Source organism: Micromonospora sp. NPDC048839, assembly GCF_040649915.1.
Taxonomy (GTDB): Bacteria; Actinomycetota; Actinomycetes; order Mycobacteriales; family Micromonosporaceae; genus Micromonospora.
This window is the reverse complement of sequence record NZ_JBEZGL010000008.1, coordinates 187,573-209,351: the sequence shown is the minus strand read 5'-3', so window position 1 is coordinate 209,351 and position 21,779 is coordinate 187,573. Positions and strand designations below refer to the sequence as shown.

General features: G+C 72.4%; 16 protein-coding genes and 1 pseudogene. 5 read left to right on the top strand and 12 right to left on the bottom strand.

Annotation, left to right across the window (positions count from 1 at the left end; genetic code table 11):
- Window positions 1-83: 83 nt before the first annotated feature.
- From AB0C25_RS17735 to mraZ, 11 genes and pseudogenes are all read right to left on the bottom strand, one after another.
- Window positions 84-902 carry an FtsQ-type POTRA domain-containing protein gene (locus tag AB0C25_RS17735; RefSeq protein WP_357374291.1) on the bottom strand — a complete coding sequence of 273 codons (819 nt, stop codon included), beginning with the start codon at window positions 900-902 and terminating at the stop codon, window positions 84-86.
- A complete protein-coding gene (gene murC, locus AB0C25_RS17730; RefSeq protein ID WP_357374289.1) occupies window positions 899-2,464 on the bottom strand; it encodes a UDP-N-acetylmuramate--L-alanine ligase in 1,566 nt (521 codons plus the stop codon). Before murC ends, AB0C25_RS17735 begins: the two co-directional genes overlap by 4 nt.
- Complete coding sequence (murG, locus tag AB0C25_RS17725) at window positions 2,461-3,567, bottom strand: undecaprenyldiphospho-muramoylpentapeptide beta-N-acetylglucosaminyltransferase (RefSeq protein WP_357374287.1); 1,107 nt, start codon at window positions 3,565-3,567, stop codon at window positions 2,461-2,463. Before murG ends, murC begins: the two co-directional genes overlap by 4 nt.
- On the bottom strand, window positions 3,567-5,009 hold the full coding sequence (locus AB0C25_RS17720) for a putative peptidoglycan glycosyltransferase FtsW (protein WP_357374481.1): 1,443 nt from the start codon (window positions 5,007-5,009) through the stop codon (window positions 3,567-3,569). Before AB0C25_RS17720 ends, murG begins: the two co-directional genes overlap by 1 nt.
- A gap of 392 nt (window positions 5,010-5,401) precedes the next feature.
- Window positions 5,402-6,526, bottom strand: coding sequence for a phospho-N-acetylmuramoyl-pentapeptide-transferase (gene mraY / locus AB0C25_RS17715; RefSeq protein WP_357251051.1), 1,125 nt, complete (start codon window positions 6,524-6,526; stop codon window positions 5,402-5,404).
- Window positions 6,523-7,920, bottom strand: coding sequence for a UDP-N-acetylmuramoyl-tripeptide--D-alanyl-D-alanine ligase (gene murF / locus AB0C25_RS17710; protein WP_357374285.1), 1,398 nt, complete (start codon window positions 7,918-7,920; stop codon window positions 6,523-6,525). The genes mraY and murF overlap by 4 nt, the downstream gene beginning before the upstream one ends.
- Entirely contained in the window at window positions 7,917-9,440 is a 1,524-nt protein-coding gene (locus tag AB0C25_RS17705) for a UDP-N-acetylmuramoyl-L-alanyl-D-glutamate--2,6-diaminopimelate ligase (RefSeq protein WP_357374283.1), read from the bottom strand. The genes murF and AB0C25_RS17705 overlap by 4 nt, the downstream gene beginning before the upstream one ends.
- 91 nt (window positions 9,441-9,531) lie before the next feature.
- On the bottom strand, window positions 9,532-11,739 hold the full coding sequence (locus tag AB0C25_RS17700) for a penicillin-binding protein 2 (RefSeq protein WP_357374281.1): 2,208 nt from the start codon (window positions 11,737-11,739) through the stop codon (window positions 9,532-9,534).
- Between the two features lie 3 nt (window positions 11,740-11,742).
- Complete coding sequence (locus AB0C25_RS17695) at window positions 11,743-12,348, bottom strand: hypothetical protein (RefSeq protein WP_357374279.1); 606 nt, start codon at window positions 12,346-12,348, stop codon at window positions 11,743-11,745.
- Window positions 12,338-13,447, bottom strand: a pseudogene (rsmH, locus tag AB0C25_RS17690) (16S rRNA (cytosine(1402)-N(4))-methyltransferase RsmH). The gene AB0C25_RS17695 and the pseudogene rsmH overlap by 11 nt, the downstream one beginning before the upstream one ends.
- A gap of 205 nt (window positions 13,448-13,652) precedes the next feature.
- On the bottom strand, window positions 13,653-14,084 hold the full coding sequence (gene mraZ, locus AB0C25_RS17685; protein WP_357374277.1) for a division/cell wall cluster transcriptional repressor MraZ: 432 nt from the start codon (window positions 14,082-14,084) through the stop codon (window positions 13,653-13,655).
- A 355-nt stretch (window positions 14,085-14,439) separates the two neighbouring features.
- On the opposite strand from mraZ, the gene AB0C25_RS17680 reads away from it, so the two are divergent.
- The 4 genes from AB0C25_RS17680 to AB0C25_RS17665 all read left to right on the top strand — a co-directional run bounded on the left by AB0C25_RS17680 (window position 14,440) and on the right by AB0C25_RS17665 (window position 17,353).
- Window positions 14,440-15,687, top strand: a complete 1,248-nt coding sequence (locus AB0C25_RS17680; RefSeq protein ID WP_357251425.1) for a MurT ligase domain-containing protein — start codon at window positions 14,440-14,442, stop codon at window positions 15,685-15,687.
- On the top strand, window positions 15,677-16,396 hold the full coding sequence (locus AB0C25_RS17675) for a glutamine amidotransferase (RefSeq protein ID WP_357374275.1): 720 nt from the start codon (window positions 15,677-15,679) through the stop codon (window positions 16,394-16,396). Before AB0C25_RS17680 ends, AB0C25_RS17675 begins: the two co-directional genes overlap by 11 nt.
- The gene (locus AB0C25_RS17670; protein WP_357374273.1) at window positions 16,393-17,076 is read left to right on the top strand and encodes a VTT domain-containing protein; all 684 of its coding nucleotides are present in this window, start codon (window positions 16,393-16,395) and stop codon (window positions 17,074-17,076) included. The genes AB0C25_RS17675 and AB0C25_RS17670 overlap by 4 nt, the downstream gene beginning before the upstream one ends.
- 97 nt (window positions 17,077-17,173) lie before the next feature.
- Entirely contained in the window at window positions 17,174-17,353 is a 180-nt protein-coding gene (locus tag AB0C25_RS17665; RefSeq protein ID WP_357374271.1) for a hypothetical protein, read from the top strand.
- Window positions 17,354-17,481: 128 nt separating this feature from the next.
- Here the strand turns inward: AB0C25_RS17665 and leuS are convergent, their stop codons facing one another.
- Window positions 17,482-20,322 carry a leucine--tRNA ligase gene (leuS, locus tag AB0C25_RS17660; protein WP_357374269.1) on the bottom strand — a complete coding sequence of 947 codons (2,841 nt, stop codon included), beginning with the start codon at window positions 20,320-20,322 and terminating at the stop codon, window positions 17,482-17,484.
- Window positions 20,323-20,725: 403 nt separating this feature from the next.
- Between leuS and AB0C25_RS17655 the strand changes: the two genes are divergently transcribed.
- A complete protein-coding gene (locus AB0C25_RS17655; RefSeq protein ID WP_357251025.1) occupies window positions 20,726-21,778 on the top strand; it encodes a MoxR family ATPase in 1,053 nt (350 codons plus the stop codon).
- The last annotated feature ends 1 nt before the right edge of the window (window position 21,779 follow it).

Here is a 21,779-nt window from a genome sequence, read left to right as displayed (position 1 = left end):
GCGCCACCGCGCCATGAGCCAAGGACCCGACCGGCGTGTCGCCGAGCCGAGCGCGACGGGTCACCTCCCCGGGCGCTCACCGGTCAGCGAAAGGTCACCACATCGGGAGCGCTCACGTCGATCCGGGCGGCGTCCTCGTCCAGCAGGGCGGTGGCCACCTTCGCCTTGTCCGTGCCCCGGGTCGCGTCGCCCCAGACCACCGTCCGGTCCCCCCGCAACCGCAGGCTGATCCGCGCCAACCCCTCCACCCGCAGGTCCACCAACTCCGCGCGGAGCTGCGGGGTCAGGGCGGAGAGGACCTCCAGCGCGGCCCGGGTGCCCGGGTCGTCGGCGGCCGGACGGCCCACCGTCACCTGCGGCAGATCGGCGGGACGCCGGTCCACCGTCCGGAACGCCACCCCACTCCGGTCGATCAGGGCGAACGCCGTCCCCTGCGGCACCGCCGCCGCCGGAGTCCGCTCGGTCACCCGCACCACGAGCGCGCCGGGCCAGTCCCGGGAGACCGTGGCCCGCTCCACCGCCGGCAGCGCACCGACCCGGCGGGCGGCGGCGGCCAGGTCCACCCGGGCCAGCGGCACCCCGTCCGGCACGCCGACCGCCTCGTGCACCTGCACCGGGGTGACCAGGCCGGCGCCCTCCACCCGCACCTCCCGAACCCCGAACAGCCCGGTCCCGAGCACCGTCCAGGCGACCAGCCCGGCCAGCGCGAGCACCCCGGCCGTCACCGCCCACGGCAGCGCCGCGCGCATCCGACGCTGCCGGGCACGAGCCATGAACCGGCGGGTCGAGGGCGGTACCGCGTCGCGCCCCGCCCGGACCAACTGCCACCGCCGCGCCGGACCACGACGCGGGGCGCCACCGTCGGCGGCGCTGGTCCGCCCGCGGGCCGGGCCGGGACTCATCCGGCCAGGGGCGCCGCGCCGCCGGGCGCGGCGGTGCCACCGAGAGCCGCTCCGTCGCCGCCGGCAGTGGTCCCACCCGGCACCGCGTCAGCGATCGCCGGGGAGGTGGCGGCCGGGTCGACGGTCGCGGTCGGCGCCGGGCCGGCCGTACGCTCACCCAGGGCCGCCAGCAACTCGTCACCCATCAGCGAGATCGGCGGGGCGCCCATGGTCACCACCACGTCCCCGGTACGCGCGCGGCGGGCCACCTCGACCGGGGCCTGCTCCCACGACTCCACGAAGACCTTGCGGTCGGCGGGCAGGTCCACGGCCGCGATCAGCGCCGCCGAACCCTCGCCGGGCTGCCGCAGCTCGCCCGGCCCGAAGACCTCCAGCAGCACCACCTCGTCGGCGATGGCCAGCGCGTCGGCGATCTCCGCCTGGTTGTCGCGGGTGCGGTACAGCCGGTACGGCTGGAAGACGACGATCAACCGGCCGTCCCCGGCCACCTCGCGCAGCGTCTGCATGGCGAGCGTCATCGAGGTCGGGTGGTAGGCGTACTCGTCGTAGACCAGCACGCCGTCCGCGAGACCCTTGCGCTCGAAGCGCCGCCGCACCCCGGGGAAGACCGCGAGCGCGGCCTCGGCCGCCTCCAGCGGCAGCTCCAGCAGGTACGCGGCCAGCACCGCGGCGGCGCTGTTCAGACCCATGTGCCGCCCCGGCACCGGCAGCCGGAACTCGCCGAGCGACCGGCCGTCGATCGCGGCCAGGTAGCGCACCCCGCGCGCGGAGGAGACGATCTCGGTCAACCGCAGGTCGGCGTCGGCGGCCTCGCCGTAGGTGAACACCCGCCGTCCCTCGGCGCGCAGGCTCTCGGCCAGCCGCCGGCCGCCCGGGTCGTCGGCGCAGGTGATGATGAACCCGTCCGGGTCGGTGAGGCGGGCGAACTCCACGAACGCCGCCTCCAGCGTCGCGTAGTCGCCGTAGGTGTTCAGGTGGTCGGCCTCGACGTTGGTGATGATCGAGACGTACGGGCGGTAGATGAGGAACGAGCGGTCACTCTCGTCGGCCTCGACCACGAAGTGCTCGCCGGTGCCGTGGTGGGCGCCCGAGCCGACCTCGGAGATCTCCCCGCCGATCACGAAGGACGGGTCCACACCCGCCTGCTGGAGCACCATGGTCACCATCGAGGTGGTGGTGGTCTTGCCGTGGGTGCCGGCCACCGCCACCGCCCGACGTCCGGTCATCGCCGCGGCCAGGGCCTCCGAGCGGTGCAGCACCCGCAGGCCGCGCCGACGCGCCTCGACCAGCTCCAGGTGGTCCTGCGGAATGGCCGACGAGTAGACGACGGTGTCCACCCCGTCGAGGTTGCTCGCCTCGTGGCTGAGGTGGATGGTGCCGCCGAGCGCCCGCAGCCCCTCCAGCGAGGGCCACTCCCGCAGGTCGCTGCCGGAGACCCGGATGCCCCGGGTGAGCAGCAGCCGGGCCACGCCGAGCATGCCCACCCCGCCCACCCCGATCAGGTGGACGGCCCCCAGGTCCTCCGCGGTGAGCGTGCCGGCCGGGGTGAACTGCGCGGTCATCGGGCCACCGCCGCGATGACGAAGGAGCGCAGCGCCTCGTCACCGTCGCGCCGCCCGTACGCCGCCGCCGCGGCGCCCATCGCGGCCAGCCGCTGCGGGTCCCGGATGAGGGGGATGACGGTGCGCTCCAGCCAGTCCGGGGTGAGTTCCGCGTCGTCGACGAGCAGCCCACCGCCGGCCTCCACCACGGGCAGCGCGTTGCGCCGCTGCTCCTGGTTGCTGTGCGGGTACGGCACGTAGATCGTGGGCTGCCCGATCGCGGCCACCTCGGCGACGGTCATCGCCCCGCCCCGGGCCAGCATCAGGTCGGCGGCGGCGTAGCCCAGCTCCATCTCGGACAGGTAGGGCAACGTCACGTACGGCACCGGCAGGTCGGTGGGGATCGGCACCGGCTCGTTGCGCGCGCCCATCACATGCAGCACCTGCACGCCGTTGCGGGCCAACTCCTTGGCCGCACCGGAGACCGCCAGGTTGATCGAGCGGGCGCCCGACGAGCCGCCGGAGACGAAGAGCACCGGCAGGTCCGGGCGGAGCCCGAAGTGGGCGCGGGCGGCGTTGCGCAGCGCGTACCGGTCCAGCCCCGCGATGGTGCGGCGCAGCGGCACCCCGACGATGGTGGCGTCACGCAGCGACTCGGCCTGGCTCGGCTGGTGCGGGAAGCCGACGGCGATGTTCTTGGTGAACTTCATGCCCAGCCGGTTGGCCACACCCGGTGGCACGTTCACCTCGTGGATCACCATGGGCAGTTCCCTGCGCCAGGCGGCGAGGTAGGCCGGCACCGAGACGTACCCGCCGAAGCCGACGACCACGTCGGCCTTGACCTCGTCGATCACCTTGCCCGCGGCGCGGGCCGCGGTCCACATCCGGCCCGGGGTACGGACCAGGTTCATGTTGACCGACCGGGGCAGTTGGTACGCCGGGATCTGCCGCAGGTCGTAGCCCTGCGGCGGAATCAGGTCGTTCTCCATGCCCTTGGGTGTGCCGAGGCAGGTGATCCGGACGCCGGGGTCGTGTCGGCGCAGGCAGTCGGCGAAGGCGAGCAGCGGGTAGATGTGCCCCCCGGTGCCACCTCCCGCGAGCACCACCGAACGCAGCGGACCCATCAGCGTCTCCTCTCGCTCGCCGTACCGCCGCGGTTGCGGTCCTGTCGGACCCCGCGCGGTGCGGCCTGGTCGTCATGGCGCCGCTCGCGGGACCGGGGCACGGACCCTCGGCCAGCGGGCGGCGTCGCCGGTCGGCGACGCCGGCCGGGAAGCGGCGGCAACGGGGCCCAGAGTAGTCGGACCCACCGGGCCGGCGGACGGGCATGCAGGGCTCTGGCCGCATCGGGTTCGGCGCGGGCGAAGGAGGCCAGCATGCCGATGCCGGCCAACGTCACGACCAGGGCACTTCCGCCGTCGGAGATGAACGGCAGCGGCAGGCCGGTGATCGGCAGCAGCCCGACCACCCCACCGATGTTGATCACCGCCTGGCTGACCAGCCAGGTGGTCACGGCGGCGGCGGCGAGCCGGCGGAACGGATCGTCGACCCGCCGGGCGATCCGCAACCCGGTGTACGCGAGGACCGCGAACAGGCTGAGGATGACGACGCACCCGATCACGCCCAGTTCCTCGGCGATGATCGCGAAGATGAAGTCGTTGTGCGCTTCGGGCAGCCAGTCCCACTTCAGGCTGCCCTTGCCCAGCCCGACACCGAACCAGCCGCCGTGCTCGATGGCCAGCCGACCCTGGTAGACCTGGTAACAGGGATCTCCGCACTTGTCCGGCGGCGGTGGGTTGAGAAAGAGCGTCAGTCGCGCCAGGCGGTAATTGTCCGCGCCCTTCTCGCCCGAGCCGGCACCCAGTGAGGCCACCGCGATGAGCAGGCCGACACCGAGCAGACCGACCACGGTCAGGGCGCCGAAGACCCGCATCCGTACACCGGCGGCCCAGAGCAGTCCGACCACCAGGGCCAGCAGGCAGAGCATGGTGCCCACGTCGTTGTAGCCGACCAGCACGAAGAGCAGGCCCATCACCGGGAAGAGCGGGGTGGCCAGCTCCCGCCACCAGCCCAGCGCGGCGCCCTTGCGGGCGATCACGTGCGCGCCCCAGAGCACCAGCGCGATCTTGGCCAGCTCGGAGGGTTGCACCTGGATCCCGCCGATGAACAGCCAGAGCAGCTTCGCCTCGATCGGGCCGATCCGCGCGGAGTCCTGGTCGGTCAGGCGGGCGTAGGCGAGCAGCAGGTTGAGCACCAGCAGCAACCCGATCGCGGTGAACAGCAGCGGCCGGCCCAGCGAGCGGTAGGTGCTGGCGGGCAGGCGCTGGCAGGCCCAGAAGACCCCGATGCCGATCACCGCGAAGATCGCCTGCTTGGTCACCGAGGCCGAGGCGTTGCCGTCCTGGGCGTAGTCCTTCACGCTGGTCGCCGAGAAGACCATGGTCAGCCCGATCAGCAGCAGCAGGCCGGCGCTGGACAACAGCAGGTAGTAGGAGGCCAGCGGCCGGTCCAGCAGGCCGCGCAGCGCGGCGAGCCCGCCGGCCGCGTCCAGCCCGCGCAGCGGCACGGACGGCGTCGGCTCCGTCGTGCGCGGTGTCGCGGGCGGTTCCGGGCCGCGCGTGTCGTCCGGCTGCGCGACGGCCGCCGCGGTTCGCGCCGCGCCGGGTGACCGTCGCGGGCGGCCGGCTGTCCTGTCGTCGGTGCCTGAATCCTCCCCCACCCCGACATCATCACCGCTGGGCGCGCCCGAGCGGCCCACAACGACGCACCGGGCGTGTCGGACCCGGGGGCGGCACCCGCGCATGGCGCCTTTGCTCTGCTTCAACCCGCGCAACACCCCGCGTCCGATATCCGGACACGGGGTGTTGCGGTCGTTGAAGCAGAGCAAAGCAGACGCCGAACACCCCGGCGACGGACGATCGACTGCTCGGACGGTGACCTGCTCGAACGGGGTGGAGATCAGGTCATGTTGGCGAGGAACTCGCTGTAGAACAGGCCCAGGGCAATGGCCACGCCGATGCCGGCGATGATCCAGAAGCGCACCACGATGTTGACCTCACTCCAGCCGGCCAGCTCGAAGTGGTGCTGTAGCGGTGACATCCGGAACACCCGTTTACCTGTGGTCTTGAAGGAGATGATCTGGATCACCACGGACATCGTGATGATCACGAAGAGCCCACCGATGATCGGCAGCAGCAGGATGGTGCGGGTCGACATCGCCATGCCGGCGATCAGACCGCCCAGCCCCAACGCCCCGGTGTCGCCCATGAAGATCCGCGCCGGGGACGTGTTCCACCAGAGGAAGCCCACACAGGCCCCGGCTGCCGCCCCGGCTATCAGCGCGATCTCCAACGGGTCGCGGACCTCGTAGCAGTACGGCTGGGTGTAGTTCGGGTCGGCGCACCAGTGCCGGTACTGCCAGAACGCGATCAACGCGTACGCGGCCAGCACCATGACCGAGGCCCCGGTGGCGAGACCGTCCAGACCGTCGGTGAGGTTCACGCCGTTCGTCGTGGCCATCACCACGAAGATGAAGATGATCACCGCGCCGACCTTGCTGAGCTCCAGGGCGTCGATGTCCCGGATGAAGCTCAGCGTGGTGCTGCCCACCGTCTCGGTGTTGGTCGCCTTGCCCGAACCGTCGGTCATCGTGCTCGGGAACCACAACGCGACCACGCCGAAGAGCGCGCCCACCAGGATCTGACCGAGCAGCTTGCCGCGCTTGTTCAGACCGGCGCTGTTGCGCTTGCGCACCTTGAGGAAGTCGTCGAGGAAACCGACCGCGCCGGAGAAGACCATCAGCCCCAGCAGCACCAGCGCGGTGATGGTCGGCTCCACCTGCGCGATCTGCTTGTCCGGCAGGGTGGTCAGCGCCAGGTGCCCGGCCACGTACGCGATGACCGTGGCCAGGATGAAGACCACGCCACCCATCGTGGGCGTGCCCTTCTTGCCCTGGTGCATGGCCGGGCCGTCGGACCGGATCGGCTGACCGGCCTTGAGCCGGGTGAACACCTTGATCGCGAGGGGGGTGCCGAACAGCGACACGATGAAGGCCACCCCGACGGCGACGATGACCGCCCTCATCGGCTGGACTCCGCACCGGCGTCGGCGCGCAGGGCGTCGGCCACCTCCCAGGTCCGGTACCGGGAGCCCTTGACCAGGACGACGTCACCCGGCCGTAGTTCGCCCAGCAGCACCTCGACGGCCGCCGCCTGATCGGTGAGCAACACCGACTCTCCTCCCCAGTTCGCTACCGCTGTCGCGCCCTCATGGATCGGCGCGGCCGGCTCGCCCACCACGAGCAGCCGGTCGACACCCAGGTCAGCCGCGAGGCGGCCGATCTCGGCGTGGCCGTCGTACTCGAACGGACCCAGCTCGGCCATGTAACCAAGCACCGCGACGGTACGCCGACCCTGGCCGATGCTGGCGAGCGCCCGCACCGCCACCGCCATCGAGGCCGGGTTGGCGTTGTACGAGTCGTCGATGACAGTCACCCCGTCGGGGCGATCGAAGACGTCCATCCGGCGGGTCGACACCAGCCCCAACTCGGCGAGGGCCGGCGCCAGCTCGTCCAGCGGCATGCCCAACTCCCGGGCCACCGCCGCCGCGGCGAGGGTGTTGCCGACCTGGTGCCGGCCGGCCAGCCCGAGCCGCACCGGCACGCGCCCCTCCGGGGTGACCAGGGTGTACGACGGGTGCCCCCGCTCGTCGAGCGTGACGTCCTCGGCGCGTACGTCGGCGTCGGGCGCCTCGCCGTAGCGGACCACCCGGGCCCGCGTCCGGCTCGCCATCGCGTCCACCCGCGGGTCGTCGGCGTTCAGCACGGCCAGCCCGTCCGGCGGCAGGGCCTCGACCAGCTCGCCCTTGGCCTGCGCGATGGCCTCCTGCGAGCCGAACTCGCCGATGTGCGACGTGCCGACGTTGAGCACCACGGAGATCCGGGGCGGCACCAGCTCACACAGGTAACGGACGTGCCCGATCCCGCGCGCGCCCTTCTCCATCACCAGGTAGCGGGTGTCCGGCCCGGCCTGCAACGCGGTGTACGGGTGCCCCAGCTCGTTGTTGAACGACCCGGGCGGCGCCACCGTGGCCCCGAGCCGGGTGGTGAGCTGCCCGATCAGGTCCTTCGTGGTGGTCTTGCCCGACGAGCCGGTCACGCCGATCACGGTCAACCCGGGCAGCCGGTCCACCGCGGCGCGGGCCAGCCGGCCCATCGCGGTCAGGGCGTCGTCGACGAGCACCATCGGCACCCCGGGCACCTCGCGGCTGCCCAGCACCGCCACCGCCCCGGCCTGGACCGCCGTCACCGCGTAGTCGTGTCCGTCGACCTTCTCCCCCGGGAAGGCCACGAAGAGCGAACCCGGCCCCACCTTGCGCGAGTCGAACTCCACCGAACCGGTGACGGTGGCGGCCGGGTCGGCGCCCACCAGCCGCCCGTCGACCGCCGCGGCGACCTCGGCCAGGCTCAGCGCGATCATCGCCGACCCGCCAGGTCTCCGAAGCGGGCCCGCAACGCGTCGGCCAGCTCGACGCTGTCGTCGAACGGATACACCTCGCCCGCCACCTCCTGGCCCCGCTCGTGCCCCTTGCCGAGCAGCGCGATCACGTCGCCCGGCTCGGCCAACCGGACCGCCTCGTCGATCGCGGCACGCCGACCGGACACCTCGATGATCCGGGCTGCCGTGCCGGCCCGGTACGCCCCGGCGAGCACCTCGGCGCGGATCTCCGCCGGGTCCTCGGTACGCGGGTTGTCGTCGGTCACCAGCACCACGTCGGCGCCCTCGGCGGCGGCCGCGCCCATCACCGGCCGCTTACCCCGGTCCCGGTCCCCGCCGGCGCCGATCACACAGATCAACCGACCGACGCTCAGCTCGCGCAGCGCGGCGAGCGCGGCCACGATCGCGTCCGACTTGTGCGCGTAGTCGACCACCCCGCGCACCGGCCCGGCGCTGTCGACCAGCTCCAACCGGCCGGGTACGCCACCGCAGGCGGCCACGCCTGCCGCCGCGGTCGCCGGGTCCACCCCGACGCCGACCAGCGCGGCGATGGCCAGCAGCGCGTTCGCCACGTTGTGCCGGCCGGGCAGCGCCACCCCGGCGGACAGGACCACCCCGTCCGGGCCGTGCGCGGTGAAGCGCTGGGCGTAGCCCTCGCCGTCCACGCCGTCGGCCCACCAGGTCGCGCCCCGGTCACCGGCCGCCGAGTAGGTGACGGTCGCCGGCTTGTGCAGCGGCTGCAACGCCGGGTCGTCGTGGTTGAGCACCTCGACCGCGCAGCGCCCGTCGAAGAGCTGGGCCTTAGCCGCGAAGTAGTCGTCGGTGTCGGCGTGGAAGTCGAGGTGGTCGGAGCCGAAGTTGGTGTACCCCCCGACGGCGAACCGGACACCGCCCACCCGGCCCATGGCGAGCGCGTGGCTGGAGACCTCCATGACCACGGCGGTGACCCCACGCTCGCGGGCGGTGGCCAGCATCGCGTGCAGATCGGTCGCCTCGGGGGTGGTGCGCACACTGTCGATCACCAGGTCACCGAGCCGGGTCTCCACGGTGCCGATCAACCCGGTGGTGTGCCCGGCGGCCCGCAACCCCGACTCGACCAGGTACGCGGTGGAGGTCTTGCCGGCGGTGCCGGTCACGCCGACCACGGTGAGCGCGGCGGTCGGGTCGCCGTAGACCGCCGAGGCCAGCTCACCGAGGACGGCACGGGGGTCGGGCACCACGAGGGCGGGCAGGCCGCTGCCCGCCGCCAGCTCGGCGCCGGCCGGGTCGGTCAACAGGGCCACCGCGCCAGCCTCGGCGGCGGCGACGGCGAACTCCGCGCCGTGCCGACGGGCACCGGGCAACGCCGCGTACAGGTCGCCGGGGCGAACCTCCTGGCTGGCGTGGGTGGCCCCGGTGACGTTCACCGTGGCGGCATCCGCCGGAAGGTCGACGGCGAGCCGGACGGCGAGAGCACCGAGCCGGACTCCGGTCACGGTACGTGGACGTGGATTGCCAGGCACGGCGTCAGACCCTACCCGGTCGTCCGGTTCCGGCCGTACAGCCGCCCCGGTGGTTCGTCGGCACTCACCGATGATGTCCCGCCATCGCTGCTCAGCGCGGATAGACCACGAACTTGGGTGCCGAACCACTGGTGGACGGCGGCACCCGATAGTGACGCAGCGTGAACTGCATCATGTCGCGGAACGCCGGATTGGCGATCGCCGCGCCCCCACCGTCGGGCGAGTACACGAAGACGGCGATCACGTAGCGGGGGTTCTCGGCGGGGGCCATGCCGATGAAGGAGGACACCTTGTCGGTCTCGATCTTGCCGTTGACCACCCGCGAGCCGGTGCCGGTCTTGCCGGCGACCCGGTAGTCGGGGACCGCGGCGTTGACGCCGGTGGCGTGGTCGACAGTGGTGACCGCCTCCAGCATGGTGCGCAGGGCCGCCGCGTTCTGCGGGCTGAGCACCGACCGGGTCACCGGGGCGGGCGCGGGGGTGCGCTTGCCGTCCGGGCTGATCACCTCCTTGATGAGGTGCGGCTGCACGTACGTGCCGTTGTTGGCGATGGCGGCGTACGCGGCGGCCATCTGCAGCGGCGTGGCGTCGACGCTGTGCCCGATCGGCACCGACCCGTGCGACGATTCGCTCCACTCGTCGGCCGGCAGCAGTCGCCCGCCGGCCTCCCCCGGCATTCCTTCGCCGGTCGGCTTGCCCAGCCCGAACCGCTTCTGGTAGTCGATCAACCGGTCCCGGCCGAGCTTCTCGGCGATCGTGATCGTGCCGACGTTCGACGAGTAGGCGAGCATCCCGGGGATGCTCATCCGTTTGCCGTTGGCCGGGTGCGTGTCGTGGAACCAGGTGTCACCCATCTTGATGTTGTTGGGGATGGGCAGCGTGGTGTCCGGGGTGATCACCCCCTCCTGCAGGGCCGCGCCGTAGGTGATCGCCTTGTGCACCGAGCCGGGATCGACGACGAAGCTGGTCGCCGCGTCCTCGCGGGCGACCGGGTCGCTCGGCAGCGGCTTCGCCGCGCTGTAGGTGGGGTTGCTGGCCTGGGCCAGCACCTCCCCGGAGGGAATCTCGATGATCACCGCAGCGCCGGTGCCGCCCCGCACCTGGGCCATGCCCTCACTGAGGATCTGCTGCGTCCGGAACTGCAGGTCACGATCGATGGTGAGGCACAGCGAGCTGCCCGGCTTGGCGGGCGTGGTCAGGCTGTAGCCGCCCGGGATCGCCGCGTCGAGATCACGGCGGCCGGCCTCGTACCTCCGCTTGCCGTCCTGACCCGCGAGCACGTCGTTGTAGCGGGCCTCCAGCCCCTCCAACCCGACCATGTCCTGACTGGTGAAGCCGATCAGGTTGGCCGCCAGGTCACCCCCGGGCACCTCGCGACGCTCGTCGCGGTGCACCCCGATCCCCGGCAGCTCCAGCGCCTGCACCTGCTTGGCGGTCGAGATCTCCACCCCCCGGGCCAGGTACACGAATCGGGAGTCGTTGCCGTTCTCCAACTTGCGGGGCTTGAGCAGCTCGGTGAGCTTCGACGCCGGGATGGCGAGCAGCGGCGAGAGCGCCTGGGCCGTGCCGGCCTGGTCCTCCACCTCGGTGGGGTCGGCGAACACGTACCGTGCCTCGACGCTGCGTACCAGCGGGGCACCGGTGCGGTCGTAGATCGCGCCCCGCGCCGCCGGCAGTTCCACGGTGCGGGTGCGGTCGATGACGCCGCCCCCGGCGTACGCCGGGGCGTCGACGGCCTGGAGGAAGATCAGCCGGATCCCGATGCTCGCGAACAACGTCAGGGCCAGGGCGGTGCCCAGCCGCAGCCGCAGCCGCGAGTCGGCCAGCTTCGGCGGGCGCGGTGGCTTGCGGGACGGCCGCCGGGCCGCCGTGCGGTCGGCGCGGCGTGGCGCGCGCGGCGTGGTCCGTCGGCGCGGCGGCGGCTCGTCGACGCCCGGTCCTCGGGGGGTACGCGGCGCGACGGTGCGCACCACGCCGCCCCGTCCGGCGGCCGGGGCGTCGCGGCGACCGGCCCGGGCGGCGGCCCGACCACCGTCGAGCACCTGCAACGCGGGTCGGAACGGGTCGCCGGAACGGGTGCTGCGCGGGGTACGCCGTTGCTCGGCGCCCACCGCGCGCGGCGGCGTCCCGCGCTCCTCGCGGACCGTCCGACCCCGTGGTGTGTACGCGCGGGCGCCGGAGATGCCCCCGATGCCGGGCTCGCCGGTGCGCGGCTCGGAGTCGGTGGGGCTGGCGTCACGCGAAGAACCGCGCCGGGACCCTGTGGGGTCCCGGCGCGGCTCGTCCGACCTTCGTGGCACGGGTCAGCCTCCCGCACCCTGGCTGGTCACCGACGGCTTACCGGTCGCCGGCTGCGGCACGCCGATGGTCTTGCCGTCCGGCAGCCGGATGTAGCCCGGCTCGCCCGCGTCCACCAGGCCCAGCCGCCGCGCCTCGGCGGTCAGGTTGCCCGGTGCCTCGTACTCGGCGATCCGCTTGTCCAACTGCTGCTTCTCCAGGTCCAGTCGAGCCTGCTGCTGCTGCAACCGCTCCAGCCGGAACGCGTTCTCGTTGATTTTGGTGTTGACCGCCAGGATGCCCAGCACCCCGCCGACCACCAGCACCACGATCAGCGCCGCGAACGGCGCACGCGGCACCGAGATCGGCGACGGCGGTGCCACCCGCAGCCGCGGCGGCCGGGCGCTGGAGGCGCCGGCGGCCTTCTCGACCGGCCGCAGCGCGGCGGTGCCCTGGGTCGGGAACTCGCGCGCCCCCCGGGCGCGAGTCTCCCCCTGCTGGTTCACTCGATCGATGCGTGGCGTACCGTTTCCGAGGCGCGGAGCCCGCTCCGCCGCGGTCCGGCCCCCCGACCGCGGTGCGCGCTGCCCGTCGCCGGTGACGTCCCGGCGGCCGCGCTTGTCAATGTTCATGTCCCTCCCCCTCAACGTCCGTCCCTCTGCCGTCCCGGCGCCCCTGACCCCCCACGGATCAGGCGGACCCCGTGCCCGGTTGGTGCATTCCCTTCACCCGTCGGCGAGACCGTTCGCGGTCGGTCCGCCCAAGCTCTGTCGCATTCGGATCGAGTCGTTCCGCTGCCCGCAGCCGCACCGAGGCGGCCCGCGGGTTCACGGCGACCTCCGCCTCCCCGGGCAGTTCGGCGCCCCGGCTGAGCAGCCGGAACGTCGGACCCGACCCGGGAAGCTCGACCGGGAGGTCGACCGGGCCCTTACTGCGGACCCGGTCCGCGAGCGCCACCTTGGTGAGCCTGTCCTCCAGGGAGTGGTAGGACAGGACCACCATGCGACCGCCCACGGTCAGTGCGTCGAGTGCTGATGGCAGCGCTGACTCCAGCGCCGCCAGCTCTCTGTTTACCTCGATCCGTAAAGCCTGAAACGTTCTCTTTGCCGGATGACCGCCCGTTCGTCGGGCTGCTGCCGGAATGGACTCCCGGACCAGCTCCGCCAACCGCGCGGACGAGGTGATCCGGCCGCGTTCCCGCTCCCGCAGGATCGCCGAGGCGATCCGGCCGGCGAACTTCTCCTCGCCGTAGACCCGCAGCACCCGGGCCAGGTCCGGATGCGCGTAGGTGTTGACCACCTCCTCGGCGGTCACCCCCCGGGTCTGGTCCATCCGCATGTCCAGTGGCGCGTCCTGGGCGTACGCGAACCCGCGGTCGGGCGCGTCCAACTGCAACGACGACACACCCAGGTCGAACAGGATGCCGTCGATGCCCGGATAGCCCAGCCGGTCCAGTACCTCGGGCAACTCGTCGTAGACGGCGTGCTCCAGATGCACCCGATCGGCGAACCGGGCCAGCCGGACCCGCGCGTGGGCGAGCGCCTCGGTGTCCCGGTCGAGCCCGATCAGGACCGTCTCCGGGTGCGCCTCGAGCACCGCCTCCGCGTGCCCGGCCAGGCCGAGCGTCGCGTCGACGTGGACCGTCCGGCCGCCTCGACCCAGCGCGGGGGCCAGCAGCTCAAGACACCGCTCGAGCAGCACCGGCACGTGCGTGCCGCGCAACTCCCCCATGTTGACCCCCACTGGTTGAAACGTCCGTTCTCCTCGTGCGCCTGTCGTCGGACGGCGCTGCCGTCGTACCGCCAGATCCCCATCCGCTCCCGCCGGACACCGGACCGTCGCCCGATGACTGGATCGTGCGCCTGGCACCGGGGAAGGGGTGCCAGGAACTCGAAAGCGGCTGGAGATCTCGCAGTACGTCGGGCGCCGTTCCGCCCTACAGACCGCCGGGCAGCACCCCCTCCGAGATGTCGGCGAAGTCGTCCTCGCTGTCGGCGAGGTAGGTCTCCCAGGCTGCCCTGTCCCAGATCTCCACCCGCGTACTCGCGCCGATCACGACCAGGTCGCGGTCCAGCGCGGCGTACGCCCGCAGGTGGGCCGGAATGGTTACCCGACCCTGCTTGTCCGGAACCTCGTCGTGCGCGCTGGCGAAGAAGACCCGGCTGTAGGCCCGGGACGCCTTGTGCGTCATCGGCTGCGCGCGCAACTGGTCCGCGATCCGCTGGAACTCAGGGGTCGGGAAGACGTAGAGGCAGCGCTCCTGCCCTTTGGTTACCACGACACCCCCCGCCAGCTCATCCCGAAACTTGGCCGGAAGGATCAACCGGCCCTTTTCGTCCAGGCGTGGAGTGTGGGTGCCGAGAAACACCGGCCCTACCCCCTCGCCCCTGAGCGGCGTTCGCGGCGCCGCTGACCCCCCGGGCCGGTGAGCCCTCCCGGCCTCACCATTGGCCCCCACTCTACTCCACTTCCCTCCACCTGCAACCAGATTCGCCCGCGTGGCGTGTCCGATCCGGTGGCAAAACTGCACGTCACGAGGGGTGGAGCGGAGTGGAGGGCCGCAGCGGCCGGCCGGCGTGGTCCGCTTTCCGACATAGATCGACTCCGTCCGGTGGAGGCCCTCCCGGCCGCCCGCGCCGCCACCACGGCCGAACGGTTCACCGTCGGCGGCGATCTGGCGGGGCGGACGGTCCGGTAACCTCGCTCGCGTGACGGACGCGAAAATGCCCCTACGGGCCAAGGTGGCCAGCTCCGTGTCACGGACCGCCGCGGCGCTCTCCCGGGCGGCCGGCCGTGGCGACGGTTCGGTGATCGGCGGGTGGATCGGCCTGAAGATCGACCCGGACCTGCTGGCCCACCTGTCGGCCGGGCGCGCGATCGCGCTCGTCTCCGGCACCAACGGCAAGACCACCACCACCCGGTTGACCTCCGCAGCAGTCGGCGTGCTCGGCCGGGTCGCCACCAACTCGTTCGGTGCCAACATGCCCAGCGGGCACACCTCGGCACTGGCCAAGGCCGGCAGCACCCCGTACGCGGTGCTGGAGGTGGACGAGCACTACCTCGCCCAGGTGCTGGAGGCGACCGAGCCGCACGTGGTCGCGCTGCTCAACCTCTCCCGCGACCAGCTCGACCGCGCCAAGGAGGTCGCCATGATGGCGCAGCTCTGGCGTGCGGCACTGGTCCGGCACACGAACGTCCGGGTGGTCGCCAACGCCGACGACCCGCTCGTGGTCTGGGCGGCCACCCCGCCGGGGGACCCCGCCCGGGGCATCAACCCGCCGCCGGTGACCTGGTTCAGCGCCGGCCAGCGCTGGCACGACGACTCCTGGGTCTGCCCGGAGTGCGGCTCCACCATCCAGCGCTCCGGCGAGCAGTGGTGGTGCACCGGCTGCCCGTTGCGCCGACCGGAGCCGAACTGGGTCGTCGAGGACGAGGGCGTGCTCGACCCCACCGGGGCCTGGCACAAGGTCTCCCTCCAGTTGCCCGGCAAGGTCAACCTCGGCAACGCGGCGACCGCGCTGGCGGTGGCCGCCGAGTTCGGCGTACGCCCGGTCGACGCGGTGTCCCGCCTCGGCATCGTCACCTCGGTGGCCGGCCGCTACGCGCAGGTCGACAAGGACGGGCGCAACATCCGGCTGCTGCTGGCCAAGAACCCGGCCAGCTGGCTGGAGGCGTTCGACATGGCCGACGACGCCCCGACCCTGCTCTCCATCAACGCGCGCGACCCCGACGGTCTGGACACCTCCTGGCTCTACGACGTCGACTTCGCCCCGCTCCGTGGCCGGCAGGTGTTGATCACCGGCGACCGGGCATACGACCTGGCGGTTCGACTGGACGTCAACGACGTCCCGTTCCAGCACGTCCGCACGTTCGACGACGCGCTCCGGTCGGTCCCGCCCGGGCGGCTGGAGGTCATCGCGAACTACACCGCGTTCCAGGACATCCGAGCGGAGTTGGACCGTGTCATCTGAGAGCCTGCGCATCGTCTGGATCTATCCCGACCTGCTGTCCACCTACGGCGACCGGGGCAACGCCCTGATCCTCGCCCGCCGGGCCCGCCAACGCGGCATGCCGGTCGAGGTGCTGGAGGTCCGCTCCGACCAGCGGCTGCCCGCGACCGCCGACATCTACCTGGTCGGCGGCGGCGAGGACGGCCCGCAGGCGTTGGGCGCCCAGCGGCTGATCGCCGACGGCGGCCTGCACCGGGCGGTCGCCCAGGGGTCGGTGGTGTTCGGCGTCTGCGCCGGTTACCAACTGCTCGGCACCTCCTTCTTCGCCAAGGGCGTGCAGTGTCGGGGGCTGGAGCTGCTCGACCTGCAGTCCGACCGGGGCGAGAGCCGGGCCGTCGGCGAGCTGGCCGGTGAGATCGACCCCCGGTTGGGTCTGCCCCCGCTCACCGGCTTCGAGAACCACGGCGGTCGCACCCACCTCGGTCCGGAGGTCGCCCCGCTGGCCCGGGTCAGCACCGGGGTCGGCAACGACGGCGCCACCGAGGGCGCGTGGCGCGGCAAGCTGCTGGGCACGTATTCGCACGGCCCGGCACTGGCCCGCAACCCGGCCCTGGCCGACCTGCTGCTGCGCTGGGCCACCGGCGCACACCAGCTCCCCCCTCTGGACGACACCTGGTCGGACCGGCTCCGCAACGAGCGCCGCTCAGCAGTGGCCCCCGCCCGGGCATGATCCGAGCCGTCCGGCGGCTGCTCCGGCAGCCGTCGGCCGCCCGGTTCGCCCTGCTCGTCCTGCTGATCGGCGGTTGCGGGCTCCTGCTGCTCCTGGCGCCCCGGCCGGATCCGGCGCAGCTACCCCTGCTGGCCGACCGGCTGGGAGACCTCGCCCCGGTGGCGGCCATCCTCGGCGGCGCGCTGCTGCTGGTCGCCCTGGTCCCCCGGACCTTCGTCACGCTCGCCGCGGGCGCGATCTTCGGCCCCCTGGAGGGCGCCGCGTACGCCCTGGGCGCCGCGCTGGTGGCCGCCGCGATCGGGTTCACGGTCGGCCGGCTGCTCGGTCGGGAGTTCGTGGCCGAACGGGTCCGCGGTCGCCTGGCCCGCCTCGACGGCTGGTTCGCCCGGCAGAGCGTGGTCGGTGTGGTCACCGTCCGGCTGCTACCCATCGCCGGCTTCGGGCTGGTCAGCTACGGCTACGGCACGACCGGCGCCCGGGTGCTGCCGTTCCTGGCCGGAAGCGTCATCGCCTCCGCGCCGACCGCCTTCGGCTACGCGGCGATCGGCGCGTCGGTCAGCACACCCGGCCACATCAACTGGTACGCCGCCGCCCCGGCCAGCCTCGGCCTGATCGCCAGCCTCGTGCTCGTCCACCAGTGGTGGCGCGGCGAGCGTCGACGCCGACGCATGCCGGTCTGACCGTGCCCGAGCCGACCGCCAGCCCGGCCGAGGCGCCCCTGTCCGGCGGGTTCGTCGCCGACGTGATCCGGATCACTTCCCCGCCGGGCCGCTCCCGGTGGTCTTCGTCGACTGGGACCTGGCCGCGCCCGGTCGGCGGATCGAGGACGTCGCGTTCGCCCGCGACGAGCCGGGCATGCGTCGGCTGCGCGACGCGGGCGCGGGCGACGGTGTACGCCGCTGGCACGAGTGGCTGCGCGTCCACCGCGACGTCGTGGTGGCGGTGCTGACCGCGTGACAGCGCCTCGCGGGGGCGACCTGTCCGGGGAGCGCTATGACTCAGGGGCATATTTATACCTCTGAGTCATAGCGCTCCTCGCGGTTTCCGCCCTCTACGCGGTCACGCTCGGTAGCGCCCGTCCGTGGTCAGACGACGACGGAGACCATGCGGCCCTTGACCACGATGACCTTGCGAGGCTCCTTGCCCGCCAGCGCCGCGGCCACCGCGTCCAGGGCCGCCGCGCGGACGGTCTCCTCCGCGGCGTCGGCGGGGACCTCGATGCGGCCACGGACCTTGCCGTTGACCTGCACCGGATAGGTCACCGTGTCGGCCACCAGCAGCGCCGGGTCGGCGGTCGGGAAGTCCGCGTACGTCAGCGAGGTGTCGTGGCCCAGCTTGCGCCACAGCTCCTCGGCCACGTGCGGGGCGAACGGCGCCACCATCAGCACCAGCGGCTCGGCCACCTCACGCGGCGTGGCCGACAGGCCGGTCAGCCCGTTGGTCAACTGGATCAGCTTGGCGATCGCGGTGTTGAACCGGATGCCGTCCATGTCGCCACGGACCCCGTCGATCACCGTGTGCAGCAGCCGGCGGGTCGCCTCGTCGGCCGGGTCCTCGGTGATCCGCGGCTCGCCGGTCTCCTCGTCGACGACGGCCCGCCAGACCCGCTGCAGGAACCGGTACGAGCCGACCACCGCCCGGGTCTCCCAGGGACGGGACACCTCCAGCGGGCCCATCGACATCTCGTACACCCGGAAGGTGTCCGCGCCGTAGGCGGCGCACATGTCGTCGGGGGTCACCACGTTCTTCAGCGACTTGCCCATCTTGCCGTACTCGCGGTTGACCGCCAGGTCACCCAGGTAGTAGGCGCCGTCGCGCTCGAAGACCTCCTCGGCCTGCACGTAGCTGCCGCGCGAGTCGGTGTACGCGTACGCCTGGATCATGCCCTGGTTGAACAGCTTGCGGAACGGCTCGAACGACGACACGTGCCCCAGGTCGAACAGCACCTTGTGCCAGAACCGCGCGTACAGCAGGTGCAGCACGGCGTGCTCGGCGCCGCCGACGTACAGGTCGGTGCCCCCGCAGTCGCCCTCGCGTTGCGGGCCCATCCAGTAGCGCTCGTTCTCCGCGTCGACGAAGCGCCCGCTGTTCGTCGGGTCCAGGTAGCGCAGCTCGTACCAGCAGGAGCCGGCCCACTGCGGCATCACGTTGGTCTCGCGGGTGTAGCGCTTCGGCCCGTCACCCAGGTCCAACTCGACCTCGACCCAGTCGCGCCGCCGCGACAGCGGGGTCTCCGGGTTGCTGTTGGCGTCGTCGGCGTCGAACGTCTTCGGGGAGAAGTCGTCCACCTCCGGCAGCTCGACCGGCAGCATCTCCTCCGGCAGGGCGATGGCCGCGCCGGTCTCGTCGTAGACGATCGGGAACGGCTCACCCCAGTACCGCTGGCGGGAGAACAGCCAGTCGCGCAGCCGGTAGGTCACCGCGCCGGTGCCGTGCCCGTTCGCCTCCAGCCAGGCGATGGTCGCCGCCTTGGCGTCGGCGACCCCCAGGCCGTTCAGGTCCAGGCCGCGGTCGGGAGCGGCGCTGTTGATCGCCGGGCCGTCCCCGGTGTACGCCTTGCCGTCGAAGCCCTCCGCCGGCTGCACGGTACGCACGATGGGCAGCTCGAAGACCTCGGCGAACGCCCAGTCCCGCTCGTCCTGGGCCGGCACCGCCATGATCGCGCCGGTGCCGTAGCCGGCCAGCACGTAGTCGGCGATGAAGATCGGGATCTGCCCGCCGGTGACCGGGTTGGTGGCGTACGCGCCGATGAAGACGCCGGTCTTCTCCTTGGTGTCGGACTGCCGCTCGACGTCGGTCTTGGCCGCCGCCGCCTTACGGTACGCCTCGACGGCCACCCGGGGGCTGGCGTGCCCGCCGGTCCAGGCGTCCCTCGTGCCGTCCGGCCAGGCGGCCGGGACCAGCGGGTCGACCAGCTCGTGCTCGGGCGCCAGCACCATGTAGGTGGCACCGAAGACGGTGTCCGGCCGGGTCGTGAACACCCGCACCGGCGCCTGCTCGGTGGGGAAGTCGATGTGGGCGCCGGTGGAGCGGCCGATCCAGTTGCGCTGCATCAGCTTGATCGGCTCGGGCCAGTCCAGGGCGTCCAGGTCGTCCAGCAGCCGGTCACCGTACGCGGTGATCCGCATCTTCCACTGCTTCAGGTTGCGCTTGAAGACCGGGAAGTTGCCCCGGTCGGAGCGGCCGTCGGCGGTGACCTCCTCGTTGGCCAGCACGGTGCCCAGTCCGGGGCACCAGTTGACCGGGGCGTGCGAGACGTACGCCAGGCGATGGTCGTCGACGACCTGGCGGCGCTCGGCGACGCTCAGCTCGGCCCACGCGCGGCCGTCCGGGGTGGGCCGGTTACCGCCCTCGAACTCGGCGATCAGCTCGGCGATCGGACGGGCCCTGCCGGCGTCGCGGTCGTACCAGGAGTTGAAGATCTGCAGGAAGATCCACTGGGTCCAGCGGTAGAAGTCGGTGTCGATGGTGGCCACCGAGCGGCGCTCGTCGTGCGCCAGCCCCAGCCGGCGCAGCTGCGCCTTGTACCGCTCGATGTTCGCGACGGTGGTGGTCCGGGGGTGGGTGCCGGTCTGCACCGCGTACTGCTCGGCGGGCAGGCCGAACGCGTCGAAGCCCATCGCGTGCAGCACGTTGCGACCGGCCATCCGCTGGTAGCGGGCGTAGCAGTCGGTGCCGATGTAGCCCAGCGGGTGGCCGACGTGCAGGCCTGCTCCGGAGGGGTACGGGAACATGTCCAGCACGTACAGCTTCTCCGCGCCGGCGCGGGGGTGGGTCGGGTCGGCCAGCGGGCCGGTCGGGTTCGGTGCGTGGAAGGTGCCCTCGCGCGCCCAGGTGTCCTGCCAACGGATCTCGATCTCGTCGGCCAGGGCCGCGGTGTACCGGAACGGGGGAATGTCGCCCGCCGGTGCGGCTGCCTCACTCATCGTCTCTCCTCGCTTCGCTTCGCTTCGTCTCGGCGTCGCCGGGCCGGGCCGGCGGCGGGCACAAAAATGCCCCTCGCACAGGAGGGGCCGCCGTGCTGTCGCTGCGTTCAGCGCATCAGCACGGCCCGGTAAGAAGCAGGAAGACTCCGGCCATGTTCCGCAGTGTACCGCGCCGGCCGCCCGCCCCGCCGGCCGCAGGGGTACGCCGGGCCGGGTCCCCCGAGGCGGCGAATATCGGGGCGTAACCGACGGACTACCTGCGGGGGTCGGCGATAACGACAAACATGGTTAGCCTGAGAGGCTAGTGAGATTCCTGCGGCAAACGAGGCTCGACGTCGCGAACCCAACGGCGGGTCCAGGTGCTCTCAACAGAGCTGCCGTGACGGCGACGAGGAGGAGGCCCGTGACACAACAGACCTGGGACGAGGTGGGCGGCCTACTGCCGCACGACGAGTTCCGCGCCGCCAGCGAGGCCATCGTGGCCAACATCGAGCAGGTCATCGAGGGTAAGACCGCCACCGTGCGGCTCGCCCTGGCCGTCCTGCTCGCCGAGGGTCACCTCCTGATCGAAGACGTTCCCGGTGTCGGCAAGACCAAGCTGGCCAAGGCCCTCGCGCGGTCCATCGACTGCACGGTACGACGGATCCAGTTCACCCCCGACCTGCTGCCCAGTGACGTCACCGGGGTCAGTGTCTACAACCAGGAGACGCACGACTTCGAGTTCCGCCCGGGTGCCGTCTTCGCCAACCTGGTGGTCGGCGACGAGATCAACCGGGCCTCGCCGAAGACCCAGTCGGCGCTGCTGGAGTGCATGGAGGAGCGGCAGGTCACCGTCGACGGGGTGACGTACCAGCTCCAGACCCCGTTCATGGTCATCGCCACCCAGAACCCGATCGAGATGGAGGGGACCTATCCGCTGCCCGAGGCGCAGCGCGACCGGTTCACCGCCCGCATCGCGATGGGTTACCCGGACTCCAACGCCGAGCTGGCCATGCTCGACGGCCACGGTGCCACCGACCCGCTGAACGAGCTGCGCGCGGTCTCCGACGCGGCAATCGTCCGGCAGCTCATCGCCACCGTCCGGCAGGTGCACGTCGCGGACGCGGTCAAGCAGTACGCGATCGACCTGGTCACCGCCACCCGCGAGGCCCCCGACCTGCGGCTCGGCGCCTCCCCCCGGGCCACCCTGCAGCTGCTGCGCACCGCCCGGGCGGTCGCCGCCCTGGAGGGCCGCGACTACGTGCTCCCCGACGACCTGCAGGCTCTGGCGGTGCCGGTGCTCGCCCACCGGATCATCCCGACCGCCGACGCGCAGCTCGCCCGGCGCACCACCGACGCGATCGTCTCCGAGCTGGTGCACCGCCTGCCGCTGCCGCACGACCGGCAACGCAACCCGTACGACACCCGGCCCGCTTCCGGCAACGGCCGCGCGCCCTACGAGCCGCGGAGGCCATGAC

Excerpts from the sequence above, each read along its gene's own strand:
- AB0C25_RS17735 (WP_357374291.1), bottom strand. The coding sequence starts at position 902 with ATGAGTCCCGGCCCGGCCCGCGGGCGGACCAGCGCCGCCGACGGTGGC.
- murC (WP_357374289.1), bottom strand. The coding sequence starts at position 2,464 with ATGACCGCGCAGTTCACCCCGGCCGGCACGCTCACCGCGGAGGACCTG.
- murG (WP_357374287.1), bottom strand. The coding sequence starts at position 3,567 with ATGGGTCCGCTGCGTTCGGTGGTGCTCGCGGGAGGTGGCACCGGGGGG.
- mraY (WP_357251051.1), bottom strand. The coding sequence starts at position 6,526 with ATGAGGGCGGTCATCGTCGCCGTCGGGGTGGCCTTCATCGTGTCGCTG.
- murF (WP_357374285.1), bottom strand. The coding sequence starts at position 7,920 with ATGATCGCGCTGAGCCTGGCCGAGGTCGCCGCGGCGGTCGACGGGCGG.
- AB0C25_RS17695 (WP_357374279.1), bottom strand. The coding sequence starts at position 12,348 with ATGAACATTGACAAGCGCGGCCGCCGGGACGTCACCGGCGACGGGCAG.
- AB0C25_RS17680 (WP_357251425.1), top strand. The coding sequence starts at position 14,440 with ATGCCCCTACGGGCCAAGGTGGCCAGCTCCGTGTCACGGACCGCCGCG.
- AB0C25_RS17670 (WP_357374273.1), top strand. The coding sequence starts at position 16,393 with ATGATCCGAGCCGTCCGGCGGCTGCTCCGGCAGCCGTCGGCCGCCCGG.
- leuS (WP_357374269.1), bottom strand. The coding sequence starts at position 20,322 with ATGAGTGAGGCAGCCGCACCGGCGGGCGACATTCCCCCGTTCCGGTAC.